The sequence below is a fragment of the Haloferula sp. BvORR071 genome, from assembly GCF_000739615.1.
Lineage (GTDB): Bacteria > Verrucomicrobiota > Verrucomicrobiia > Verrucomicrobiales > Akkermansiaceae > Haloferula.
On record NZ_BATP01000056.1, the window covers coordinates 175,202 to 198,861 of the forward strand.

Sequence of the window (23,660 nt, forward strand, 5' to 3'; positions counted from 1 at the left end):
TTCCGCCCCACTATGTAGTGAGCTCACCGATGTCTCACAAAAAAAGCGCCGGCTCGCTCACCCCGCCTTCCACAAACTCTCCCCAGCCCCCACCTCCGTCGGTCTCGGCAAATAGGCCCCACAAGAATCCCGGATCACCAACCTCGGCGTCAGCGAAAGGTGACAAGCCGGCAGCGTCGGGTCCGACAAACGGTCCATCATCGCCCGGAAGGCCGTCAGCGCAATCTCCCGGCAAGGCTGCTGCACGGTCGTCAGCGGCGGCGAGACCAGGGTCGCGAACTTCACATCATCGAAGCCCACCACCCGCACATCCTCCGGCACCCGCACCTTCGCTTGGTGCAGCTCGCGCATGAGCGTCGCCGCAGTGTGATCATTGGCACACACGTAGGCCTCCGCCCGCGCCGGGCCCGTCAAGTTCCGCACGAACTTCTTGTCCTCAAAATCGCCGATGTGAATCCAGTTTGGCTCCGGCCGCACATTCCAGCGAGCCAGTGCCTCGCGCACTCCCGCCATGCGGGCTTCCACGGTGGGTGCCGAGTGGGGCCGCGCGACGAAATGGATCCGCGTGCAGCCCAGCTTCAAGAGATGCTCACCCAGCAGATAGCCGCCCGCCACATTGTCGATCCCCACCAGGTCGAAGTCACTGCGGTTCGGGAAGGGCACCAGATCGCGGTCTAACAGAACCACCGGGATCCCCGCCTCGCGCAGGGTTACCGCCATCTCGCGGTTCGCGGTTTCCTTCTCCTTCACCAGCTCGTGCGGCGCGAAGAAGACACCCGCCACACGGCGGTCGATGAATTGCCCGCAGAGCTGCTCGGTCTGCTTCAGGCTCAGCTCGGGATCGAGCCGCGGCTGATCGGAGCCGCCCCACACCAGACCGTAGTCGTGCATCCGCGCCAGGCTCGCGATCTCGCCGCAGATCAGCTGGAAGATCTCGGTGTTCCCAAGGCCCGAGACCAGCAGCGCAAGCAGCTTGCTGGTGGCGGCCCCGCTCTTCACCCCCTGCCGGACAAAAGACCCGGAACCCGCGCGCCGCTCCACCAGCCCCTCGTCCGAAAGCACCCGCAAGGCCCGCGCCACCGTCGGGCGCGATACCCCGAAGCGCCGTACCAGCTGCGCCTCGCTCGGCATCCGTCCCTCCGCACCATAGCGGCCGGCAAGGATTTCCTCGCGCAACTGCCGGGCGATCTCGGGAAAGCGGACAACGGAATTGGAAGACTCGTCCATGATCTTGGGTTCCCATCAGTGACAAGTTTGCCGCCTACACTGTCAACGAGCTTTGCAGGTCGCCTGCCTCCTGAAATTATCAGGCTAGTCCACTTGTCATGACAGGAAAGGGCCGCTTCCGGGACAATCGACCTTCCGCGTCCGCGCCCTCTGGTCCCCATTGGAGTTCGCGAAACCCATGAAAATCAAGCCCTGCGCCCTTTTCCTCGGCGCTCTGCTCAGCCTTGCCGCCACGGCGGAGCCTTATCGTCCCCAGTTCCACTTCACTCCGAAGCAGAACTGGATGAACGATCCGAACGGCTTGGTCTACTACGCCGGGGAGTACCATCTCTTTTACCAGGACAACCCCTTCGGCATCAACCACGGCAATATGAGCTGGGGCCACGCGGTCAGCCGCGATCTGGTCCGCTGGGAGGAGCTCCCGGTGGCGATTCCGATGGCCGGCGGCGTGCAGATCTTCTCCGGCAGCGCAGTGGTCGATTGGAACAATTCCAGTGGCTTCGGCACCGGCAGCGAGCCACCGATGGTCGCGATCTACACCGGCGCGGGTGCCGTGCAGGACCAGCGCATCGCCTACAGCAACGACCGCGGCCGCACCTGGACGAACTACTCCGGCAATCCGGTGATCAATATCGGCAGTGGCGATTTCCGCGACCCGAAGGTCATCTGGCATCCCGCCACCCAGCGTTGGGTGATGGTGGTCGCGCTGCCGGGCCAGCGGAAGATCCGCTTCTACACCTCGCCCGATCTCAAGGCCTGGACCTTGGCCAGCGAGTTCGGCCCCGCAGGCAGCGTCGCTGGTGCTTGGGAGTGCCCGGACTTCTTCCCGATGAAGGTCGAGGGCACGCAGAACAACAAATGGGTGCTCACGAATAGCAACAGCTCCGGCGGCCCCGGCGGTGGCTCGGGCATCCAATATTTCACCGGCGACTTCGATGGCAGCACCTTCACCGCCGATCCCGCAGCACCGCTGCCGCCTTTGCCGAATGGCGTCCTGCTCGCGGATTTCGAAGGCGCGGACTACAGCGGCTGGACCGCGACCGGCACCTGCTTCGGCAGCGGGCCCGCCACTGGCACCTTGCCGAGCCAGCAACTCGTCAGCGGCTACCGCGGCAGCAAGCTGGTGAATACCTTCCTCAGCGACGATGGCAGCACTGGCACCCTGACTTCGCCAGCCTTCACCGTCACGAAGCCCTACCTGAACTTCCTCATCGGTGGCGGCAATCACCCGGGCCAGACCTGCATCAACCTCCGCGTGAATGGCACCATCGTCCGCACCGCCACCGGCGAGGACCGCGAGCGGCTGAACTGGCGGAACTGGGATCTAACAGAATTCTCCGGCCAGCAAGCGCTCATCGAGATCGTGGACAGCCACACCGGCGGCTGGGGACACGTGAATATCGACCACATCCTGATGGCCGATAGCATCGTCGCCCCGGAACCCGATCCCGCCCACTGGATCGACTTCGGCCCGGACCAATATGCCGGCGTCTCATGGTCGGATATTCCCGCGGCGGATGGCCGTCGTCTCTGGATCTCGTGGATGACCGATGTGAACTACGCGGGCACGATACCGACCAGCCCATGGCGCGGCAGCATGACCCTTCCGCGCGAGTTGGTCCTGCGCGACACGGCTGAGGGCCTGCGCATTGCGCAACTGCCCGTGGCGGAACTCGAGAGCTGCCGCAGCAATCATCTCAGCTACGGCGAGGGCAGCTTCGCGCAACTGAATACCTGGCTCGCCGCGCAGCAGATCCCGCAACTCTTCGAGATCGAACTGGAGCTGGAAGTCCCCGCGAATGAGATCGCCACCCTGAGCATCGGCGATGCGGCCGAGCACAGCGACATCACCTGGGACCGCCAGGCGGGGAAGCTATTGTTAGATCGACGCCAGTCCGGCTTGGTCAACTTCACGGGCGGCTTCGCGGCCGTCTTCAGCGCACCGCTGCAAGTCAGCGGCAATCGCCTCAAGCTGCGCGCCGTGATGGATGCCTCCGCGCTGGAAGTCTTCGGTGACGATGGCCTGGCCTGCCTGAGCTGCCTGGTCTTCCCCCAGACAGCGAACCGCGCCCTGTCCTTCACCGGACCATCGGGCGCGAAGCTGATCTCCTTCGATCTCTGGGAGATGGGCTCAGCCTTGCCGACGCCGTATTCGGATCCGCAGTTGCTCGGCCGCTGGAGCTTCGATGAAAGCACGCCCGGCACCTATGCGGAGGCCTCCGGCAGCTCGAGTGCAATGACCGTGATCAGCGGCCCCGCGCCCGCGGTCGCCCCCGGCGTCTCTGGGAATGCGATGGAGATCCGTAAGCTCGATCCCGGTGCCAATAGCGTGATGGGCGTCAATGCCGTCGCACCGCTGATGGCCGATAGCTTCTCGGTCTCCTATCACTTCAACCCGAAGGCGAATGACAACGCGAAGCTGCCGCAGCTCGGCTGGTCGAGTCCCGCCGGCCTCGCCTGGGGCTTCGAGATCCTCGCCAATCGGACGATGAACTTCTACGTCTTCGACTCGGACTCCGCCAACGATGTCCAGTCGGTCGCGCAGCTACCCTTCGAGGCCTACAACGCCAGCGGTGGCAATGCCGATAATCTCGACAACGATCCTGCCTGGCACCATGTCGCCGCATCCTACGATGCCACCACCGGCAAGCTCACGCTGTGGCTCGATGGCGTGAAGTCGGAGAAGACCGGTACCGGCCTTGCCGGACGCCCGCGCTACGGCACTCCGGAGCAGGGCGGGGGACTGCGCAGCGGTGCCGGCCTCACGATCTACGATGAGCTTCGTATTTACGGCGGCCTCCTGGATGATGACGACGTCATCGCCCTGCGCGGGAATCCCGCCTTGCCTCTGCCTGCCTCCGGCACCGGCTTGCCGCCCGGGCCCTCGCCTCTGCGAGTGACTCGCTCCGGCAACAGCAGCTTTGTCCACTGGCCCGCAGGGACCGGTTGCTCGCTGTGGAAGAGCCGCGACCTGCAACATTGGACCAAGGTCCCGAACAGCGAAGGTCTCTCCACCTACGGCAGCGTCATCTCCTCGGAGCCGCAATCATTTTTCCGTCTGGTTCCTCCCTGAGGTAACCATGGGTCGGGCGTCCGGCGGTTTTGGGTATTCCGCCGGGCGCTACTCCATCGATGGCAGGAGCAATTTTTTCCGTCCAAAGATGAGCTTCGGGTGATGCCCGTCCGAAGCTGATCGATTCCTGTCACATACGCGACCTTGCTGGACCCTTGGCTTGGGTTTACAATTTGACAGCTCCCCGGGACCTGTCGTTTAGTGCATAAAATTGCATCACCTGAGCCGCGCATGACTTCTCCTCGATTCTGGATCTTCCTCGGGCTGGCCCTCGCGAATTCCGCCTTGGCCGCACCACCCACCGGGGCCATCACCCGCCACGTCTGGACCGGCATTGGCGGGAGCGAGGTGCAGAATCTCACCAGCATCGCCGCCTTCCCTAACAGCCCCTCGCAGACCGGAACCTTGCCGAGCTTTCTCGCGCCACAGGACAGCGCGGACGACTATGGCCAGCGGGTTTTCGGCTGGGTGCATGCACCGGTCACGGGGAACTACCGCTTCTACATCCACTCGGATGACAGCAGCGAGCTCTGGCTGAGCACCAGCGAATCTCCCGACAACAAGCGCAAGGTCGCCATGGTCAATGGCTGGGGCCCGGCGGGCAATTGGACCAACTCGCCCGATCAGACCTCCGCGATCATCACACTCCAAGCAGGCCGCTACTATTACATCGAGGCCCTCCACAAGGAGGGTGGGGGAGGCGACAACCTCGGCGTCGGCTGGACCTATCCGGGCCAAGCGAGCATCACCTACACCCCCGGCTCAAACTTGAGCACCTGGCAGAATGTCGCGCCGATCCTCGCGAATGACAGCGCCTACGTCTACACCGGCTCCTCGACCTTGATCCGGGTGATGGACAATGACGTCGAACCCAACGGCAAAGCCGACTTCAATCTTGCCAGCATGGCGATCCAGACGCCCCCGACCCAGGGCACCGCGACCATCACCGCAAACAAGTCCATCCTCTACACCCACACCGGCAGCGGCACGGGCACGGATACTTTCACCTACCGTATCCAGGATCAGGCCGGTCTGATCTCCACCGCCACGGTCACGATGAACATCACTGACCAGATGCGCCTGCCGCTGAGCTCCGCGCGCATGCCCTCCGGTCCGCCGCCGCAGGCGCTCACGGCGATCAATGCCTTCCCTACATTGCCGGGTTTTGAGCAGCCGCTTGCGATCATCACCCCGCCTGGCGAGGCCAGCCGCATCTTCGTTGTTGAGAAAGGCGGCGACATCGAGGTGATCCCGAACATCAATTCGCCCGCGGTCAGCACTTTCCTGAATCTCGATGGCATCGTGAACGGCCGCGGGACCGAAAGCTTCAAGACCGATGGCGAAGCCGGCCTGTTAGGCTTGGCCTTCCATCCTCAGTATGCGAGCAACCGCCGCTTCTTCGTTTACTACTCCGTGACCATCGGCGCGAACTTCTACCAGCGTCTCTCGGAGTTCGCCTGTTCCGCGGGCAATCCCAACGTCGCCGATCCCGCCTCGGAGAAGGTCCTGCTCCAGATGCTCGACGAGTGGGACAACCACAATGGCGGCTGCGTCCAATTCGGCAATGACGGCTACCTCTACGTCAGCTTCGGCGACGAGGGCGACCAGAACGATGCCGGCGCGAACTCTCAGAAGATCACCAAGGACTTCTGGTCCTCCATGATCCGCATCGACGTCAACGTGGATCCCGCCAACTACGGCGCAAATCCGAATCTCGCGCCTAACCCGCATCCGGCCATCGTGCTCGACCCGGTCTCGAACAACCCGCGCTACAAGGTCCCCGCGAACAATCCTTGGGTCGGCGCCACCAGTTTCAACGGCCAGCCCGTCACGCCCTCGCAGGTCCGCACCGAATTCTGGGCGGTGGGCCTGCGCAATCCTTGGCGCTTCTCCTTCGATGCTCCGACCGGTGACCTCTGGTGCGGCGATGTCGGAGGCGGCAGTTGGGAGGAGATCAACAAGATCACCAAGGGCGGCAACTACGAGTGGGCCTACCGCGAGGGAATCACCGGCCAGGGCCCGCGCTGGAACGAACGCCCCGGCACATGGGCCGGTGGCAATCTTCCCATCTTCGCCTACGGCCATGGCTCCGGAACCCTGCAAGGAAACTCGGTCACCGGCGGCCTGATCTACCGCGGCACCCGCCTGCCCGCACTCACCGGCAAATACATCTTCGGCGATTACTCCTCCGGCAACATCTGGTCGATGGATCCCGCCATTGGCTCGGCCTCGGTGACGCGTCTCACCGGTGAAGGCGGCATCGCGGCATTCGGCACCGATCCTTCGAATGGCGATGTGCTGCTCGCCGATCTGGATGGGCAGGTCCGCCGCCTGGTCTCACAGGCGGTGGATACCGGCTTCCCGGCCACGCTCACGGATACCGGCTTGTTTGCCGATGTGGCCGCGCTCACTCCTGCATCCGGCCTCGTCGAGTATTCGGTGAACCTGCCCTTCTGGTCGGACAATGCCAAGAAGCGCCGCTGGTTCGGCATGCCCTCACTCACGCCGAAGCTCGGCTTCAACCGCGAAGGCGCATGGACAACACCGGAGGGCACCATCTGGGTGAAGCACTTCGACATGGAGATGACCCGTGGCAATCCGGCGACCAACAAGCGCCTTGAGACCCGCGTGCTGGTGCGCAATGCGGAGGGCTCCTACGGCGTCTCCTACCGCTGGAATGCCGCCGGAACCGAGGCAACCTTGGCCGCCGAAGCAGGCGAGGAATTCGATCTCAACATCAGCGTGAATGGCACCCCCACCACTCAACGCTGGCGCATCCCATCGCGCTCGGAGTGCATGAGCTGCCACACCCCGCAAGCCGGTCATTCGCTCTCCTTCCGCACCCGCCAGCTCAACCTGCCCGGAACCATCGGCTTGCAGAGTGGCAACCTCATCCAACTGCTATCGGACGCCGGTTACCTCGATGGCTTGAACGCTTCCCCCGCGACCCTCGCGAAGCATCCCGCGGGCAATGACTCGGCTTACTCGCTCGAAGCCCGCGCTCGTGCTTGGCTGGACGTGAATTGCTCCTACTGCCACATGGCCGGCGGCACCGCTCCCGCGAATTTCGATGTCCGTGCCCAAGTGCCACTCTTCTCCACCAATACCGTCGGCATCACCCCGACCAGCGGTGCACTCCACCCGGATGACAAGCTGATCTCACTCGGCCAGGAAGAGCGCAGCGTCCTGATTCACCGCGCCAGCGCCCGCAATGGCTACAGCCGCATGCCTCCGCTGGCCACCAGCGTGATCGATCCCGCGGGGGTACAACTTCTCAAGGACTGGATCGAGTCGATGAGCTCCAGCCGCCAGAGCCTCACCGCCTGGACTGCGGAAAAGCTCGGTGCTCTTCCTCCGGCCGACCAGATGGCAAATGCTGATCCCGATGGCGACGGCCGCAACAACCAGCAGGAATTCCTCGAGCATACCGATCCGCTCACCGCGGACCGCTCCAGCGCCCCCGGCGTCGCGCTGCAAAATGGCGACACCCTGCAACTTGAATTCCCCGCACTCCCCGGCCGCGGCCAGATCCTCCAAAGCTCGCCGAATCTCGCCGACTGGAGTGACTGGCCCTTCCCCGGAAACGACGGCCTCGAACGCTCCGGCCCATGGCAACTCTCCCTGCCCGCCACCGATGGCCAGCGCTTCTTCCGCGCCCGCATCGAGGAGCGGTAGGGGAGGGGGCATCCTCTCCTTCTTGAGTGCGGCGGGAGCGACAGCACTGGGTGCGCCGGCTTTAGCCGGCACGAGTGGTCCCGTGGCCTCCCACCTAGTGAGGCCGACTTAAGTCCAGTGCCTTTAAGGGCTGGAGGGCTTGCCCTCAAAGGCGCGGCGCAGCCGCCTTGGACTGCGTTGTAGCCTGCTACCGCTTTCCGGCAGGCAACCCTGTTGCCGTGAAGCGACCGGTCAAGCCGTCCTCGCCCCATGCCCCCGGGCAAGACATCTCCTCACGGCTTGCCGCTTCGGTCCGCGCATGACCCCGACGACCACGAGTCTTGGGAAAAGCGATAACTCAAAGGCGCATCGCCACGCCCACCGGCAAGCCGTGAAACCACCACCCTCGCGGGGGCTCCGGGGTGAGGAAAGCCATCCCCGTGCCTCACGACAGCAAGGCTGTCTGCCGGAAAGCGGTAGCAGGCTACACGCAGTCCAAGGGCTTCGCCGCCACGGGAAGCCCACTCTGCGGCGAATCCTTAAAGTCATTGGACTAAAGTCGGCGCACCCAGTGGGCCCTCCGGTCGGCAATATTCTCATGGCAGAATCACCCTTGGAATTGATGTGCAATTTAATGCAACAATCGCCTTGTCACATCCGTTTCCACCGTGGCACTCTTGCCTCGTAAACCAACCCGAACCCCGTCCGAATCCATCATGAACCCAAGCAAACTCGTCCCTCTCCTCGCCCTCACCAGCCTGCTTTCACTCCCCACCTTCGCTGAGGAAACCGCCAAACCCACCGAAACCCCGAAAAAGGAAGAAGCTCCCAAGGCCCCGGAAACCGCTCCCGCTGCCGCCCTCGATTTCGGTGACTTCGGCTCCGCCACCCTCACCACCAAGGCCTGGGAGGCCCTCAATGCCGGCAAGCACGACGCCGTCGACGGCTACACCTCCAAGGTCGTGGAACTCTATGCAACCAAGGCCGATGAAATGCAGGCCGGCCTCACCGAGGCCGCCAGCGCCGACAAGGCCCACGACTACTGGGCGCTGAACGACGTCGGCACCTGCTACTTCATCCGCGCCCAGTCCAAGGAAGCCCGTGGCGATGCCAAGGGCGCGATCGCCTACTACAAGACCCTCAGCGAAAAGTATTCCTTCGCCCAGTGCTGGGACACCAAGGGCTGGTTCTGGAAGCCCGCCGATGCCGCGAAGTCGAAGCTGAAGAGCCTTGAGTTCGACTCCTTGAAGTGAGCAGACTAACAGACTAGAAAGAACCGGATTCCCATTCCCTTGCCCGTTCCCGCCACATGCCCGGCGGGGCGGGCTCTTCCCGCGATGGGCGCTCCCGACCAAGCGCCCCCGCGGTTCCCCTGCCTGATTTCCATGCTCGTCCCCTCGTCCGAAGCTACCTCGCTGTCCTGCGACTTCCCGCCCGCCAACCGCTGGGCCTGTGAAGACGGCCAGGACTACGCCCTGATCGCGGGGCTGGAGGAAATGGCGCCCTTCTTCCTGAACATCGTCAGCCCGGATGATCACTGGATGTTCTTCGCCAGCAACGGCGCCCTGAGCGCTGGCCGCGGCACCGCCGACAACGCGCTCTTCCCCTACGATACGGCGGACAAGATCGGCGAGAGCTGGAACAGCACCGGCCCTTGGACCGCGGTCCTCGCCGGCGATGTCCTGTGGGAGCCCATGCGCCCCGGCACCTTGGCTGGCCCCGGCGTGACCCGCCGCCTGCGCAAGAACCTGACTGGCGATGAGGTCGTCTTCGAGGAAGAACACGCCGGCCTGAAACTACGTTTCTCGTACCGCTGGCAGTGCTCGGAGCGCTTCGGCTTCGTCCGCCGCGCCCGCTTGGAGAATCTTGGCGAGAAGCCCGTCGCCCTGCGCCTCGTCGATGGCCTCGATAATTTCCTGCCCGCTGGCGTCGACCAGCGGATGCAGAATCAATTCAGCTGCCTCGCGGATGCCTATAAGCTGAGCGAGCTGGAGGCAGGCGGCCGCTTGCTCGTCCACCGCCTCGCCGCCGGGATTATCGACCGCGCGATCCCGCTGGAGTGCCTTCTCGCCACCACCGTTTGGACCCACGGCCTCCCCGGCGCCCAGAGCTTCCTCTCCCGTCAGGAAGCGCAGGACTTCCTCCGCGGCCTCGAGCCGGAACCCGTGAACCTTTCCCGCGGCAGCCGCGGCGCTCTCTTCCTCGGTCGCGACTTCGAGCTCGCCCCTGGCCAGGCTGCGAATTGGCTGATGGTCGCGGAGCTGAAGCAATCGCAGGCCAAGGTCTCAGCCCTCCGTGAATTGCTCGGCGAGCCATCCAAGCTCGATCTCGAAGTCGCCGCCGATGTCGCCCGCGGCCGCAAGCGCCTCCGCCGCCTCGTCGCCGCCGCGGATGGCATCCAGCAGGGTGCCGACCGCGATGCCACACTGCATCACTACCACAATACCCTCGGCAATATCCTGCGCGGCGGCGTGCCACTTGATGGCTCGAAGATCCGCTCCCAGTCCTTCGCCGCCTACCTCGGCAAGCACAATGCCCCGCTGCGCGAGACCTTCCGTTCTTGGCTCAAGCAACTGCCGGAGCAATTGCCCCGCGGACGCTGGCTGGCAGAGGTTCGCGCCCTCGGCGATCCCGATCTTGAGCGCCTCGCGGTGGAATACCTGCCACTGGTGCTGAGCCGCCGCCACGGCGACCCCAGCCGCCCTTGGAACCGCTTCGCGATCCGCGTGAAGGATGAGTCCGGCGAGCCGGTCGAATACTTCGAGGGCAACTGGCGCGACATCTTCCAGAACTGGGAGGCCCTCGCCTGGAGCCATCCGGATCACCTCGCCGCCTTCATCACCAAGTTCGTCAACGCTTCCACTGTCGACGGCTTCAATCCCTATCGCATTTCCTCCGACGGCCTCGATTGGGAAGTGCCCGATCCCGAGGACCCCTGGTCTTCGATTGGCTACTGGGGTGACCACCAGATCGTCTACCTGCTCAAGTTGCTGGAGACCCAGGCCGAAGTCCGGCCGGACTTCCTCGCCACGAATCTCGATCGCGCCCGCTACGTCTTCGCCGATGTTCCCTACCGCCTCTGCCCATGGGACCAGTTGTTGGAGGATCCGCGCCATACCGTCGGCTTCGACCGCGAGCGTCATGACGAGTTGACTCGCCGCAAGGAGGCCATGGGCTCGGATGGCCTGCTGCTGCGCGATGCCAGCGGTGAGCTCTGCCGCGTCACTCTCGCCGAGAAGCTGCTGCTGCCCGCAGTGGTGAAGCTCGCGAACCTCGTGCCGGGCGGTGGCATCTGGATGAATACCCAGCGGCCTGAGTGGAACGATGCGAACAACGCGTTAGCCGGTTGCGGGCTCTCGGTCGTCACCGCCGGCTACCTGTTGCGTTACCTCGCTTTCTTGGAGAAGCATTTCTCTAACAGTCCCTCCCTGAAGATCTCCGCCCACCTTGCGGAGCTGATCGGGACCTTGGGCAAGCTCTTTGCGGATCCCCGCTGGCTTCAGGAAGGCGAGCTCGATGCTTCAGCCCGCTTCAAGCTAGTCGCCGCTGCCGCTCAAGCTGCCGCTCGCCATCGCGCCGCCGTCTATGAGGACGGCCCCGGCGCGCCACAGCTTGTGGGCCGCGCCGCCATCCTCAGCTTCCTCCAGGCGGCCACCGCTGCACTGCGCTGTACCCTGCGCCAGAATCGCCGCGCGGATGGCCTCTACCACGCCTACAACATTCTCGAGATTGGTCGCTCCGGCCAAACCATGGACCTCGGTCGCCTTCCGGAAATGCTCGAAGGCCAGGTCGCCATCCTCAGCTCCGGCCTGCTCACACCGCAGGAGGCGGCAGACCTGTTAGAGGCTCTCCCCCAGAGCCAGCTTTTCTCCGCACGCCACCAGAGCTACCTGCTCTACCCGGATCGCACGCTTCCCGGCTTCCTCGACTACAATCGGATCAAACCCTCCGTCGCGAAGTCGATTCCTACCCTCGCCGAGATGCTCGATCACGGCGACCACCGCATTCTGGTGCCGGATATCACCGGCGACTTCCGCTTCCATCCCGCGCTTACCAACGAATACGAACTCGCCGCGGCGCTCGATCGCATCGCGATGAAGGCGGACTTCGTCGACTCCGATCGCGAAGCCATCCGGGCCCTCTACGAGCTAGTCTTCCACCACCGCGCCTTCACCGGCCGCAGCGGTGCCATGTTCGCCTATGAGGGCCTCGGCTGCATCTACTGGCACATGGTGGCGAAGCTCATGCTCGCCGCGCAGGAGATTGCGCTCAAGGTCGCACGCCAGGGCGAACCGGATGCCTTGTCCTTCCGCCTCGCCGCCGCCTATTACTCGATCCAGCGCGGCCTCGGCTTCCGCAAGACGCCCCAGCAGTATGGTGCCTTCCCCGCGGAGGCTTACTCGCACAGCCCCGCGCATGCCGGTGCCCAGCAGCCCGGCCTCACCGGCTCGGTGAAGGAGGGCATCCTCTGCCGCCTCGGCGAGCTCGGCGTGAGCTTCGAGCAAGGCGGCCTCCGCTTCCGTCCCCATCTTCTGCGCGCCGCCGAATTTGCGACGGGCGAGTCCTGCGAGCGCTGCCTGCATTTCACCATCGCTGGCACGCCCATCGTCTATTTCTGCCGCGATTCGCTGAACGATGCCACGCTGACCCTGCGTTTTGACGATGGCACCGTGCAGACCATCGCTGGCTGCTTGTTGCCCCCGGCCCTCGCCGAGTCCATCATCCACCGTACCCGTCGCATTCATGCGATCGAGGTGGAGGTCCCGGTCTCCTGGCTGCTGCATTGAGCTTCCTGTCCGATAAATCCCAAAACCACGAACCCCTTGGACACATCCACCGCCAGACTCCCGGTGCGGGAGAAGATCGGCTACGGCTTCGGAGATGCCGCGTCGAATATCTTCTTCCAGACCGTCAACATGTTCCTGTTGTTCTACTACACAGACGTGTTTGGTCTCAATCCGGCGGTGGCGGGCACGCTCTTCATCCTCGCGCGCTTCTGGGATGCCCTGATCGATCCCTTCATTGGCGCGCTCGCGGACCGCACCCGTACCCGCTGGGGCAGCTATCGTCCCTATCTCCTGTGGTGCGCGGTCCCCTTCGGCTTGATCGGTTATGCCGCCTTCGCGAATCCGGATCTCTCGGACAGTGCCAAGATCGCTTACGCCTACGTCACCTACTTCCTGCTGATGACCGCCTACGCGGCGATCAATGTGCCTTACTCGGCCTTGATGGGCGTGATGACTCCCTCCTCGGCGGAGCGCACCTCGCTCTCCATGTATCGCTTCGTCGGTGCCTTCGGCGGACAGCTGCTCATCGCACTGGGCGTGATGCCACTCGTGCGGATCCTGGGGGATGGCGACAAGGCCCAGGGCTTCAAGCTCACCATGGCGATCTTCTCCGCGCTGGCCGTGGTGATGTTCATCGCCACCTTCCTGATGACCAAGGAGCGGATCAAGCCGCACCACGAGAAGCCCGACTTCCGCAAGGACTTCGGCTCGCTGATGAAGAACACCCCATGGGTCATCATGGTGGTCGCAGCCTTGCTCACGCTCTCCGGCGCGGCTGTGCGCTGGGCGGTTACCCCGCACTTCTTCAAGTACTACTGCGGCTATGATGACAAGCCGCTGTTCTCCTTCCTCGATCACACCTCCTTGTTCCTCACGCTCGGCAGCATTGCCTTCCTGGTGGCGATGCCCTTCACGCCCTGGCTGGTGCGGCGCTTCGGCAAGAAGAACTCGCTGATGGTCCTCACCCTTGCCAATGCACTCACGCTGCTGGCCTTCTTCTTCATCCCGCGTGATGCCTACTGGACGATGGTGGCCGTCAATGTGGTGGCCAGCCTCTTCGCGGGCCCGACCCCGGCCTTGGTCTGGGCCATCTATACCGACGTCGCGGACTACGGCGAATGGAAGTTCGGCCGCCGCACCACTGGCCTTGCCTTCGCCGCCGCCATGTTCGCTCAGAAGTTCGGCATGAGTATCGGCGGTGGTCTTGCCGGCTGGATGCTGGGAATCTACGGCTTCAAACCGGATGTCGCGCCTTCCGAGGCCACCTTGCACGGTCTGCAGATCCTCTTCTCCATCCTGCCCGGCGTCTTCGCCGTCGCGAATGGCATCGTCCTCATCTGGTACCCGCTGAAGGACGAAATGGTCGCGCAGATCGAAGGCGACCTCGCCGAACGCCGCGGCGCCGCCGCCCGCGAAGCCGAGCCCCACATCACTCCCACCGTCCTCGGCGAAGCCGCGGAAGGGTAGGGGCGAAGATCGCCGCGCCCCGGCCTTCAAACTTGGACTGCTGCGCTTGCCGCAGCCTTCCGGCAGGCAGCTTGCTGCCGTGAAGCAGCGAAAGCAGCCTCCCCTCCATATCGGAAGCCGCGCCTCCTTTGGGTGGAGTAAGAGGCGATCTCCCAACGAACAATCTTGCGCATCGTCTCGATCAGGGCCTCGTCCAGGGCGGGGCCGTCCCCGGGAAGCGCGAGCAATTTGTCCCCATCACCAGGATGCCCGCAATCGCCTCGCACCTTTTGCCGCGGGCCTTTTCGCCGCATGCTTCGAAGATTCCTTCCAAGTCCTTCACATTCCGCTGGCACTCCTGCCCTTGAAGACGGATTGGCCTGCTATCCTCCGGCCAAAGCGTTCGCCGGGATGATGCATGACTCGTGGCCGGGGAGGGGGGAACCCTTGCCACCATGCATCATCCCGGCTGATCCGCTCCGCGCCCATGCTCCGGTGCCGTAGCCAGGAGTGGCGTTGGCGAGCGCGGGGCGTTTCATGTTGAATGATACGCAAGCGGTCTCCGGATCGCCATGGGGTGTAGACCCCAAAACCGGAACACTAGGGCTGAGAGCGGCCTGGCGGCGGAACGACAGTGGCTTGAACGCTGCTTTCGATGATGCCGATGGCAATCGCATGCCGGGTGAGCCCGGCAGTGTCATGGATGTCCAGCTTGTTCATCATGCTTTGGCGATGCTTCTCCACGGTCTTGATGCTGATGTGGAGTTCCGCTGCGGTCTGCTTGTTGGCTTTCCCTTCGGCAATCAACTGGAGGACCTCCATCTCCCGCGGGGTTAGGCGCGCGGAATCCTTTTCCGCCGCTACTTTGCCCGGGTCCACCAGTTGCTGATGATCGAGACGTCGCGCGATCACCGGGCTGAAGAATCTCATCCCGAGCCACACCTTGCGGATGGCCTCGCCAAGCACGTGCGCCGAGGTCTGCTTGACGAGATATCCGGAGGCACCAAGCGCCAGGGCCTTCTCCACATACGCATCGTCGCTGTGGGCGGAAAGTATCAGGATCTTGGTCTTGGGATGGGCCGCCAGGATCTGGCGGGCCGCCTCCAGTCCATTGAGGAGCGGCATGCCCACGTCCATCACGACTACGGAAGGCCGGAGCTTTCGCGTGAGGGCGACCGCCTGCCGGCCGTTCTCCGCCTCGCCAACGATCCGCAGGTCGGTTTCCAGTTTCAGCAAGGCCCGCAACCCCTCGCGCATGATCATGTGATCTTCGACGAGGAGGACAGTGATGGTTTTCACGGGCGTATGCGGGGACAGCCTCACGGTGCTTTAGAGGGGGCCTGCTTTGCCCCGCGAGATGCTTGCGGAAAATCGACACGGAGCGTTGTCCCTTTTTTCAGTGCCGAGTCTACATGAAAGGTGCCCCCGATCATCTCCACGCGCTCCCGCATGCCGAGAAGGCCGAGGCGCTCGCGGCGCATGGACTTTGTGGGGCTGTCCAACCGGAAGCCGCGCCCATTGTCTGTGATCTTCATGTGCACACCGCTGGCGTGGGCTTGGATCACGATCTCAGCGCGGCTTGCCCGCGCATGGCGCGCAATATTGGCGAGCCCTTCCTGGACAATGCGGTAGAGCACGGTAAGCCGGGTATTGTCCAGTTTCTCAATCCGGGAGGAAGCGGTGAAATCGACCCGAATGCCGGTGCGCGCGCTGAAGTCCTTGATATACGAGCGCACAGCGGGAAGCAGGCCGAGATCGTCGAGTACGGATGGCCGCAAATCGAAGGCGAAGCGGTACACAACGCCCATCGACTTTTCGAGAAGGCGCTGGGTGAAGGCGATCTTCTTCTGGAAGTCCTTCGCGCCGGCGGTCGTCTCAAGCTTCAAGGTGGCGAGCCGCACATTGATGCCGGTCAACGTCTGCGCGATCACGTCGTGGAGCTCCCGGCTGATCCTCTTGCGCTCTTCCTCCTGGGCGACAATGAGCCGGCGGGACAAGTAGCGGAGTTCTTCCTGCATCTCACGCGACTTTGCCAATAGCTGGCTGGAAGTGAGCTCACTGGTCCGCAGGGAGTCCTCAACTTCCTTGCGGCGGGAAATCTCCTGCCGCAGTTCCTCATTCGCGGCCCCCAGTTCGTCGCTACGCTGGCTGAGGGTTTCCACCGCTGCCTGCAAGCGCGTATTCGCCTCCGCAAGCCCGCCTTGGGAGTCCTCGATCGGCTTGACCGCGGCGGTGAAAAAATCGGCGGCCCGCTGGACCGCATTTTCACCACTCTCCGCCGGGTAGCGGATCAGCCCGAGGGAGGCGAGCGAGCGCTGGTGGACTTGGGCGACCCCAGGGGTGGTAAGCCCGCGCTTCAGGGCTAGGATCCCGAGCTTTTCCGCCGCACGCTTTCCTTCTCTGGAGCCAGGGGCATGCTTGATATGGCGTCGTAAGGCCGCCAGGTAACCATGGAGGAGTGGTGGAGGGTGAGATTTCATGTCCATATCAGGCAGCGTTGGCGGAACGCCCCGGCAATCGTTCATTGTCCCCCGCAGCGAGGTGTTTGGCGAACTCTTTCGTGGAACTGCGAACGGGGAATGTCGTTCGCCACCGCAGCAAATCCCATGGGGTGTAACCCTACCTGCCTGAGCTCCGGCGTACCTATGCCAGTCGGCACGCATCGCTACCATGGGTGCCAGCCGCCGCTTGCTTCAGCTATTGTGACCGTCTTCCGCAGCGAAGCTTAGGAGGAGTAAAGTAGAACTATACCCCATGGGATATGTGAAGGGCCCGTGATAGGATCACTCCACGGTCAAGCAGGCTCTTCCGTTCCTCCTTACTGGCAGAATCGCGGTCCGCTCATCCCATGCTCTACAACATCAAATCAACCTACGGGCGCAATCTTGCCGCCTCCGACGGCGACATCGGCCATGTGAAGGACTTCTACTTCGAGGAGAAGTCCGGAGCCATCCGCTATATGGTCGTCGATACCGGCCTGTGGCTCATGAAACGGCTGGTGCTGCTCTCCCCCCATGCCTTTGAAAGGGTACAGCCTGATGCAAAGGCCCTCTCCGTAAAACTCACGCGGAAGCAGATCGAGGAAAGCCCTCGCATCGACTCGCGCCACATGGTCTCGCGCACCTTCGAGAAAGACTACTACCGCTACTACGGCTGGCCACCCTATTGGGATGGTGCTGATATCTGGGGTATCGTCGGTTCACCGGCCACGCTCCCCGGGGAGGTGCTCGCGGGGGAGACGCCGGCCCCGCGCCATTGCCACGAGCATGTCCAGCTCAGCAGCACCCGCGGAATTGTTGGTTACGATGTGCTAGCCAGCGACGGATCCATCGGCTGCGTCAGCAGCTTTCTGGCCGACGATCAGACCTGGGTCATCGGCGAATGGGTAATCGACACGGGTAACTGGTATGACGGCAAACAGATCTTGCTGCCTTCCTCCGCGGTGACACTCGTCAACCACGAGAAGTCGAAGGTCTTCCTCAACGTGGCCAGATGGGACATCCAGCGCAAAGGGGCGCACATCCTCCCCAAGGTTACCGCGCTCCACCCCTGAAACCTCCGCTTGCTGCGGACCATCTGCTCGATCGGCAGCGCTACCAACCTCCCGTGAACCCCTCCCCGTAGCGCCGCCGGTCGGGCCCCTTTTTCAACCCGATCTCATGGATAACAACGCGTCTCAAACCCTGCCCGGAGATGACCTTCGCCCGCCGCCGCACAAAAGCCGGGACCTGGTCTATGCCCGAACCCTCCAGCTTGCCCTGAATGCCGGGCGATATGCCCACGAGATATCAAAAGCTGATTATGATCAGGCAATGAGGGAGGTGACAGGTGAGTCGGACCGGATGCGCCAGGACGCCATCTTGGATTCGGCAGAACGCCGGCTCCTCGCGCGCGTGGCTTGATGCCAGGAGCCTTTGTTTGACTGCAGGAGGGTACCCGGCATCGCCACAAGCAAATCGGCGTCGAAGATCTGGTTGACCTCACTTTCATTTCTCATTTCCACAGCCGCTTTCGCGGCCCCCCAACGCATGAGCAACGTCGTTCAGCCCGGCGATGTTCCCAAGGCAGAAGAAAAGCGGCCCGAACTGCCAGCGGCATTCCGGAAGCATCTCCACCTCTATTCCACACAGCTCGCAGAACTGTACCTGGAAGTTCCGCCACACTCCGGTGTCAGGCGGATGAGCCTCAGCCAGGAGCCTCTGGTGTTCGTGCTGCCTGTTCCCTCGTGTAAGCTTAGGGTTACGAACCTCAAGACAGGAGTTATTCTCCACTTGAAGGCATTCTACCTGGAACTGGGCATCCTAATCCTCACACTCGGTATCGTGGGCTCCATCTTGTGGTCCTTGGCCCGGGACGGGGCAAGCGCACCGCCCGCCATGCCTCAAACATTGGAAAGAGCCAAGTCAACCGGGCCGAGCTCCGGGAACCTGCCAGAAGTCTGGGCGATCGGCTACCAGTAGGAAACGGCAAGCAGCGCCAGCAAGCGAAAGACTCTTCAAGCTGGCATCACGCGTCTCGCGGTCTACCCCCGCACCGGCCCCACCGTATTCCCCTCGCGCAAGCGCCCGGAGATATAAACGTGCTGCGACTGGTGAAACCGCTTCTTCAATCTCGCTGCCAGCCGCTGCGTCCCGCTCGCGCCGATCTCCCGGAAGGGAATCTCGATCGTGGTTAGCGCCGGCCGGTTGCCGCGTCGCTCGATCCCGTCAAAGCCCGTTACCGAGACATCGTTCGGCACCCGCAGGTCCCGCTTCTTCAGTCCCAGGATCAGATCGTAGGCCTGGTGGTCCGCCGCACAGATCCACGCCGTCACCCCGGCCTGCGTCCGCGCCGCGGCCAACTCAAAGCTCTCCTCCAGCCCCACTTCGGGCCGTGGGAAGACCCCGATGACATCCTGCGGGTCCACCTTCAGGCGCAGTCGCGTCATCTTCTCGATGAAGGCGCTGTAGCGGCGGAAGGACCAGCCAGCCTCCACCTGATACTTGCGCGTGTAAAAGCCAATCCGCTGGTGACCCGCCTCCACGAGGTGATCCACCAGTGTCGAGACCCCGTGGAAATGATCCACATCCACACAATCGATCGCATTGTGCTCGTACTGGTCCACCAGCGAGACCAGCGGGAAGCGCTCGGCCAGGCCCTCCACCACCGGCTCGGGGAAAGGATAGATCAGCAGCACCCCGTTCGCCTTGCGCTTGGCCAGGCCCGTGATGCGCTGGAACTCCGGGTGATCGAAGCTGCCGACATCCGGCGGGATCAGGTGCATCTCGATCCGCGCGCCATGCAATTGCGCGTACTCCGAGACCCCCTCCAGGATCTGCGCCCCGGGGCTCTCGTAGCCGCCGCTGAAGTATTCCTTGGTCTCCGTGCAGATCAGCACGCACAGGTCCATGCGCCCCGGCGGCAGCTTGCGCGTCCGGGTCCGCGTCTCCATGTGCGCGTAGCCCAGCTCCGCCGCAATCTGGAAGACCTTCGCCCGCGTCACCGGGCTGATGCCGGCATGATTCGTAAAGCACCGCGAGACCGTCGCCCTCGATATCCCGAGTCTGTCCGCGATCAATTGTTGGTTCACTTCCGCCACTTCTCTTGTGCCCTCAAGGATTTGCGCGGATCATGAACTCCCGTTTCGCCGGTGGCAAGAACCGCATGTACCAGCATCGATCCCGGCTCCGGCTGCCTTTCGGGCCACTTGGACGCCCAATCACGGGAATACCACTTGCCCGGAGTTCTCCAAAGTGATGTAATTTTATGCAACAAGAGCCGTAGCCTTTCCTCGCCCATACTATGAAAATCCTACCCCTCCTCCTCACCCTCCCCCTCCTCGCCTCCGCCGCCGATACTCCCGGCCGCATCACCATGCGCCGCGCCGATTCCGGCAATTGGGAGCTCTTCCGCGATGGCAAGCCCTTCGTCTTCCGCGGTGTCGGCGGCCAAGGCCATCTCGATGTCCTCGCCGCCGCCGGTGGCAACTCGGTCCGCACCTGGGGCATCGACGCCTTGGACGCGAAGAGCGACGGCAAGCCCCTCGTCGAAGAAGCCCGCCAGCGCGGCCTCAGCATCGCTGCCGGCATCTGGGTCGGCCACGAGCGTCACGGCTTCAATTACTCCGATCCCGCCCAGCTCGAGAAGCAGCGCCAGCAAGTCCGCGCCGCCGTCGCGAAGTGGAAGAAGGAGCCCAGCATCGGCATCTGGGGCCTCGGCAATGAAATGGAAGGGCCTGCAGGCGACGGTAAGGATGACCGCATCTGGAAGGAGATCGAGGTCCTCGCCAAGATCATCAAGGAGGAGGACCCGGACCGCCTGGTCATGACCGTTATCGCCGGTGCCAATCCGAACAAGGTCAAGGGCGTGAAAGCAAATTGCCCCAGCATCGATATCCTCGGTGTGAATGCCTACGCCTCCGCCGCCGGGGTGGGGAAGGCCGTGAAATCCGCCGGCTGGGACAAGCCGCTCCTTCTAACAGAGTTCGGTCCGCAGGGTCACTGGGAAGTGCCAAAGACCTCTTGGGGCGCACCGATCGAGCCGACCAGCCGCGAGAAAGCCGCGAACTACTTCACCACCCAGCAAACCGTCACGGAGGAATCCGCCGGTCTCTGCGTCGGCAGCTTCGCCTTCCTCTGGGGCCAGAAGCAGGAATGCACCGCCACCTGGTATGGCATGTTCCTCAGGAGCGGCGAGAAGCTCCCGCCCGTCGATGCCATGGCGCGCGCCTGGACTGGGGCTTGGCCCGCCAACCGTTGCCCGCGCGTCGAGACCTTCACCTCGCCCGCCATGGCCAAGACCATAGCTGCTGGCGAACCAGTGCCCGTGACCCTTGATGTCGTCGATCCCGAGAACGACAAGGTGCAACTCGAATGGAAGATCGCCGCGGAATCCACCGACCGCAAGGAAGGCGGCGATGCGGAGAAGGCCCCCGAGGAAAAGGTCATCAACCCGAAGTCCACCGGCTCTAACATCTACACCTTCGATCCGCCGTCCAAGCCCGGCAACTACCGCCTCTTCCTCATCGCCCGCGATGGCAAAGGCGGCGCCAGCGCCGAGAACTTCGCCTTCCAAGTGAAGTAAGAAGCAGGATCCGTGGTTCGGGAGGATTGGTGATTTCCTCACCAGACCTTTTCCATCCGCAAATGCGGCCTGCCCACCTCGGTGAAAACATCACCCACCACCTCATACCCGCAGCCCGCGTAGAAGCCCACCGCGTTCTGCCGCGCGTGAAGCACGAAGTGACGGTAGCCCTCCAGCCACAGCGTCCGCTCTACCGCGTCTAACAGATACTTGCCGTGTCCTTGCCCTCGCAGCTCCGGCAAGATCCACATCTGCCTCAGTTTCGCGGATGCCGCATCCAGCAGCACCGCGATCAGCCCGCCGGAAATGCTGCCTTCATCCCTCAGCGCGAAGTGCCGGTGGACCTCCTCACCGACGATGTCTTCCGGGTTCAAGCGCAGCCCGATCGGTTGGCGCAGGTGGAGATCCCGCAGCCTCACGAGCTCCAGATAATCGGCACTTCCATGGGCGACCTCTTGGATCGGCATCGTGATCGTCATTCTTGGAGTGTCGCCGATTTCTCGCCACCTTCAAGCGAGAGGCCCCACCGGAATCCGATGGGGGCATAGGCCGCCTTGCCGAACGCCTTCTGCGTCAACTAACGATGGCCACCTTTGGAGTCCTGTCTCTCCGGTGATGTGGTGGGCGTCTCCTCTTTTGAAACGCGCGTTCCCCCGGGCGCAGTATAGGAATCTCCTGTGGCCTGCTCCTCTGATGGGGAAGGGGAGTTGCGTGCCCCTCGCACTCCTGGCCTCAGCTTCCGCTGGAAGCCGCCTCCCCGCTGCTCCGCGCGATAGACCTCCTCCTCTGTCGCTCGCCAACCGTTCAGGCTCAGCAAATCCACCAGTCGCGTCAGCTTCGCCGCATACCATCGCGCCAGCCCCGACAGGAGCTGCCGCCACCTGCAGGAGGAGTTGCTGGGACTTGGGCTCGTAATCTTCATGCTTGGGAAAGCCTTACCCTCGCAGGCTAGCACAGCGCACATTAGAGCCCGGTTAACGCTGGCCTGAATCATCCCCCCTTAAGGAGTAGGGGGCATCCCTGACGGCTCTTGTCCGGCCCGGAGCGGCGGACCTCGTTTCTCACAACTTCTCCCCATCTTGACGCGGCCTGGCTTTTGCCCCAGCAAATCCAATGAATACGAGCGGCGATTCCAGTGTCCAAGCCGACTCATGAAGTCTGCACCCCGGAGCCCGAGATAAGATGAAAACCCGCTGGTGGCTGCTTGCCTTGATCCTTACCTTCGTCGCTGGTTGGTTCATCGGCCGCACTTCCCCGCAGCCCGCGGGGCCGCCGCCTCTTGTTAGCCACGATCCCGTGCCGCGGGATAATCGTGCCGAGCCCTCCCGCGAAACCACCCGCAAGCGCTGGGGGGAGAAGATCCAGGAACGCGATCGCGAGGACCTCGGCGGCTTGATCAATGAGATCCCTGCCAAGCACCGCGGCGCCTCGATCGAGGCATGGCTGGCGTCACGGGGCATCGGTGGACTCGATGGCGAGGCCAAGGAGAAGCTGAGGGAGCTGTTAGATTCGTGGGCCGCGGCGGATGTGGACGGAGCATGGCAATGGGCCAGCGAGCTTCGCGATCCCGGCCTGCGTGAGCTCGCCATGACCGGTGTCGCCGGATCCTTGGCAGGCAGCGATCCAAAGCGTGCCTTCGAATGCCTGGTCGCCCTCGGCGAGTTCCACCACGATCTCGATGACTTCCGCCTCAATAGCCTGATGGAGAAGCTCTCCAAGGAGGCCGCCAAGCAGAGTGCCGCCGCCGTCGTGGATCTCTGGGCACGCTTGCCGAAAACCGCCGGCTCGGTCCGGACCCGCTATGGCGTCTCCCTTGAAATGGATGCCTCCACCGACTTCCGCACGCTCATCGATGGGATGAACCACAAGCTCGGCCAGCGCAACGACCTGCCGATGTTTCCCTCCGGCATGATGGAGTCATGGATGCGTCACGATCCCGATGGCGCCACCGACTACATCGTCGAGCGTGTCGCCGCGAAGGAGAACTTCGCCAACGAGTGGTGGGAAATGCGCAGCGTGGTGGGGAAGGACAACGCTCCCGCCGCTGATCGCTGGACCGTGGAATTGCTCCGCAGCCTGCCCGAGGGGCAGCATGGCGCTTTCTTCCAAGGCACTAACATGGTGAACGATCCCGCGGGGACGGTTGCGCTGTTGCAGGGCAATGCGACCGAAGCGGAGTCCACCCGATGGCTCGGTGAAACCGCCCAGCGCGTGATCGAGGGTGACCAAGCAAGCTGGCAGCTCCCGAATCTCCTGAAGGAACTCCCCGTCGAGCAGCGGATCGAAATCGCCAAAACCCTCCGCGGCCAAAATGCACTCTCCGCGATCAACGGCATCATCGCCGACTGGAAACTCTCCGATGCCCAGGTGCAGGAGATCCGCAACACGATTCACAGCCCTTGAGAAATCCT

Annotated in this window: 16 protein-coding genes; 10 read left to right on the plus strand and 6 right to left on the minus strand. The window is 63.3% G+C overall.

Translation table 11 applies throughout. The features are described 5' to 3' along the window. Positions 1-57: 57 nt before the first annotated feature. Positions 58-1,227 (minus strand): substrate-binding domain-containing protein, encoded by a 1,170-nt coding sequence (locus BV071_RS27145; protein ID WP_052573940.1) that lies wholly within the window; start codon positions 1,225-1,227, stop codon positions 58-60. A gap of 178 nt (positions 1,228-1,405) precedes the next feature. On the opposite strand from BV071_RS27145, the gene BV071_RS36100 reads away from it, so the two are divergent. The 5 genes from BV071_RS36100 (at position 1,406) to BV071_RS27170 (ending at position 14,208) form a co-directional block, all read left to right on the plus strand. Next, complete coding sequence (locus BV071_RS36100; RefSeq protein WP_052573941.1) at positions 1,406-4,300, plus strand: glycoside hydrolase family 32 protein; 2,895 nt, start codon at positions 1,406-1,408, stop codon at positions 4,298-4,300. 231 nt (positions 4,301-4,531) lie between these two features. Beyond that, a complete protein-coding gene (locus BV071_RS27155) occupies positions 4,532-7,975 on the plus strand; it encodes a PQQ-dependent sugar dehydrogenase (protein WP_035614089.1) in 3,444 nt (1,147 codons plus the stop codon). 695 nt (positions 7,976-8,670) lie between these two features. Then, the gene (locus tag BV071_RS27160; RefSeq protein ID WP_052573942.1) at positions 8,671-9,207 is read left to right on the plus strand and encodes a hypothetical protein; all 537 of its coding nucleotides are present in this window, start codon (positions 8,671-8,673) and stop codon (positions 9,205-9,207) included. A gap of 132 nt (positions 9,208-9,339) precedes the next feature. Further along, positions 9,340-12,741, plus strand: a complete 3,402-nt coding sequence (locus BV071_RS27165; RefSeq protein ID WP_052573943.1) for a hypothetical protein — start codon at positions 9,340-9,342, stop codon at positions 12,739-12,741. 36 nt (positions 12,742-12,777) lie between these two features. Beyond that, on the plus strand, positions 12,778-14,208 hold the full coding sequence (locus BV071_RS27170) for an MFS transporter (RefSeq protein WP_035614091.1): 1,431 nt from the start codon (positions 12,778-12,780) through the stop codon (positions 14,206-14,208). 362 nt (positions 14,209-14,570) lie between these two features. On the opposite strand, the gene BV071_RS35875 is transcribed toward BV071_RS27170, so the two are convergent. The 3 genes from BV071_RS35875 to BV071_RS27185 form a co-directional block, all read right to left on the minus strand. After that, a complete protein-coding gene (locus BV071_RS35875; RefSeq protein WP_265594959.1) occupies positions 14,571-14,726 on the minus strand; it encodes a hypothetical protein in 156 nt (51 codons plus the stop codon). Between the two features lie 61 nt (positions 14,727-14,787). Further along, entirely contained in the window at positions 14,788-15,486 is a 699-nt protein-coding gene (locus BV071_RS27180; RefSeq protein WP_035614095.1) for a response regulator transcription factor, read from the minus strand. Between the two features lie 20 nt (positions 15,487-15,506). Further along, positions 15,507-16,850, minus strand: a complete 1,344-nt coding sequence (locus tag BV071_RS27185; RefSeq protein WP_265594960.1) for a sensor histidine kinase — start codon at positions 16,848-16,850, stop codon at positions 15,507-15,509. 185 nt (positions 16,851-17,035) lie between these two features. Between BV071_RS27185 and BV071_RS27190 the strand changes: the two genes are divergently transcribed. The 3 genes from BV071_RS27190 to BV071_RS27205 all read left to right on the plus strand — a co-directional run bounded on the left by BV071_RS27190 (position 17,036) and on the right by BV071_RS27205 (position 18,647). Next, complete coding sequence (locus BV071_RS27190; protein WP_052573946.1) at positions 17,036-17,740, plus strand: PRC-barrel domain-containing protein; 705 nt, start codon at positions 17,036-17,038, stop codon at positions 17,738-17,740. Positions 17,741-17,846: 106 nt separating this feature from the next. Further along, a complete protein-coding gene (locus BV071_RS35880; RefSeq protein ID WP_265594961.1) occupies positions 17,847-18,089 on the plus strand; it encodes a hypothetical protein in 243 nt (80 codons plus the stop codon). 126 nt (positions 18,090-18,215) lie between these two features. After that, a complete protein-coding gene (locus tag BV071_RS27205; RefSeq protein WP_035614101.1) occupies positions 18,216-18,647 on the plus strand; it encodes a hypothetical protein in 432 nt (143 codons plus the stop codon). A gap of 62 nt (positions 18,648-18,709) precedes the next feature. Here the strand turns inward: BV071_RS27205 and BV071_RS27210 are convergent, their stop codons facing one another. Further along, positions 18,710-19,756, minus strand: a complete 1,047-nt coding sequence (locus BV071_RS27210) for a LacI family DNA-binding transcriptional regulator (protein WP_265594962.1) — start codon at positions 19,754-19,756, stop codon at positions 18,710-18,712. A 212-nt stretch (positions 19,757-19,968) separates the two neighbouring features. Between BV071_RS27210 and BV071_RS27215 the strand changes: the two genes are divergently transcribed. Then, on the plus strand, positions 19,969-21,249 hold the full coding sequence (locus BV071_RS27215) for a glycoside hydrolase family 2 TIM barrel-domain containing protein (protein ID WP_035614105.1): 1,281 nt from the start codon (positions 19,969-19,971) through the stop codon (positions 21,247-21,249). Between the two features lie 38 nt (positions 21,250-21,287). On the opposite strand, the gene BV071_RS27220 is transcribed toward BV071_RS27215, so the two are convergent. Continuing rightward, positions 21,288-21,728, minus strand: coding sequence for a GNAT family N-acetyltransferase (locus tag BV071_RS27220; protein WP_052573947.1), 441 nt, complete (start codon positions 21,726-21,728; stop codon positions 21,288-21,290). A gap of 703 nt (positions 21,729-22,431) precedes the next feature. Here BV071_RS27220 and BV071_RS27225 point away from each other — a divergent pair. Further along, positions 22,432-23,652, plus strand: coding sequence for a hypothetical protein (locus BV071_RS27225; RefSeq protein WP_035614107.1), 1,221 nt, complete (start codon positions 22,432-22,434; stop codon positions 23,650-23,652). Positions 23,653-23,660 lie beyond the last annotated feature (8 nt).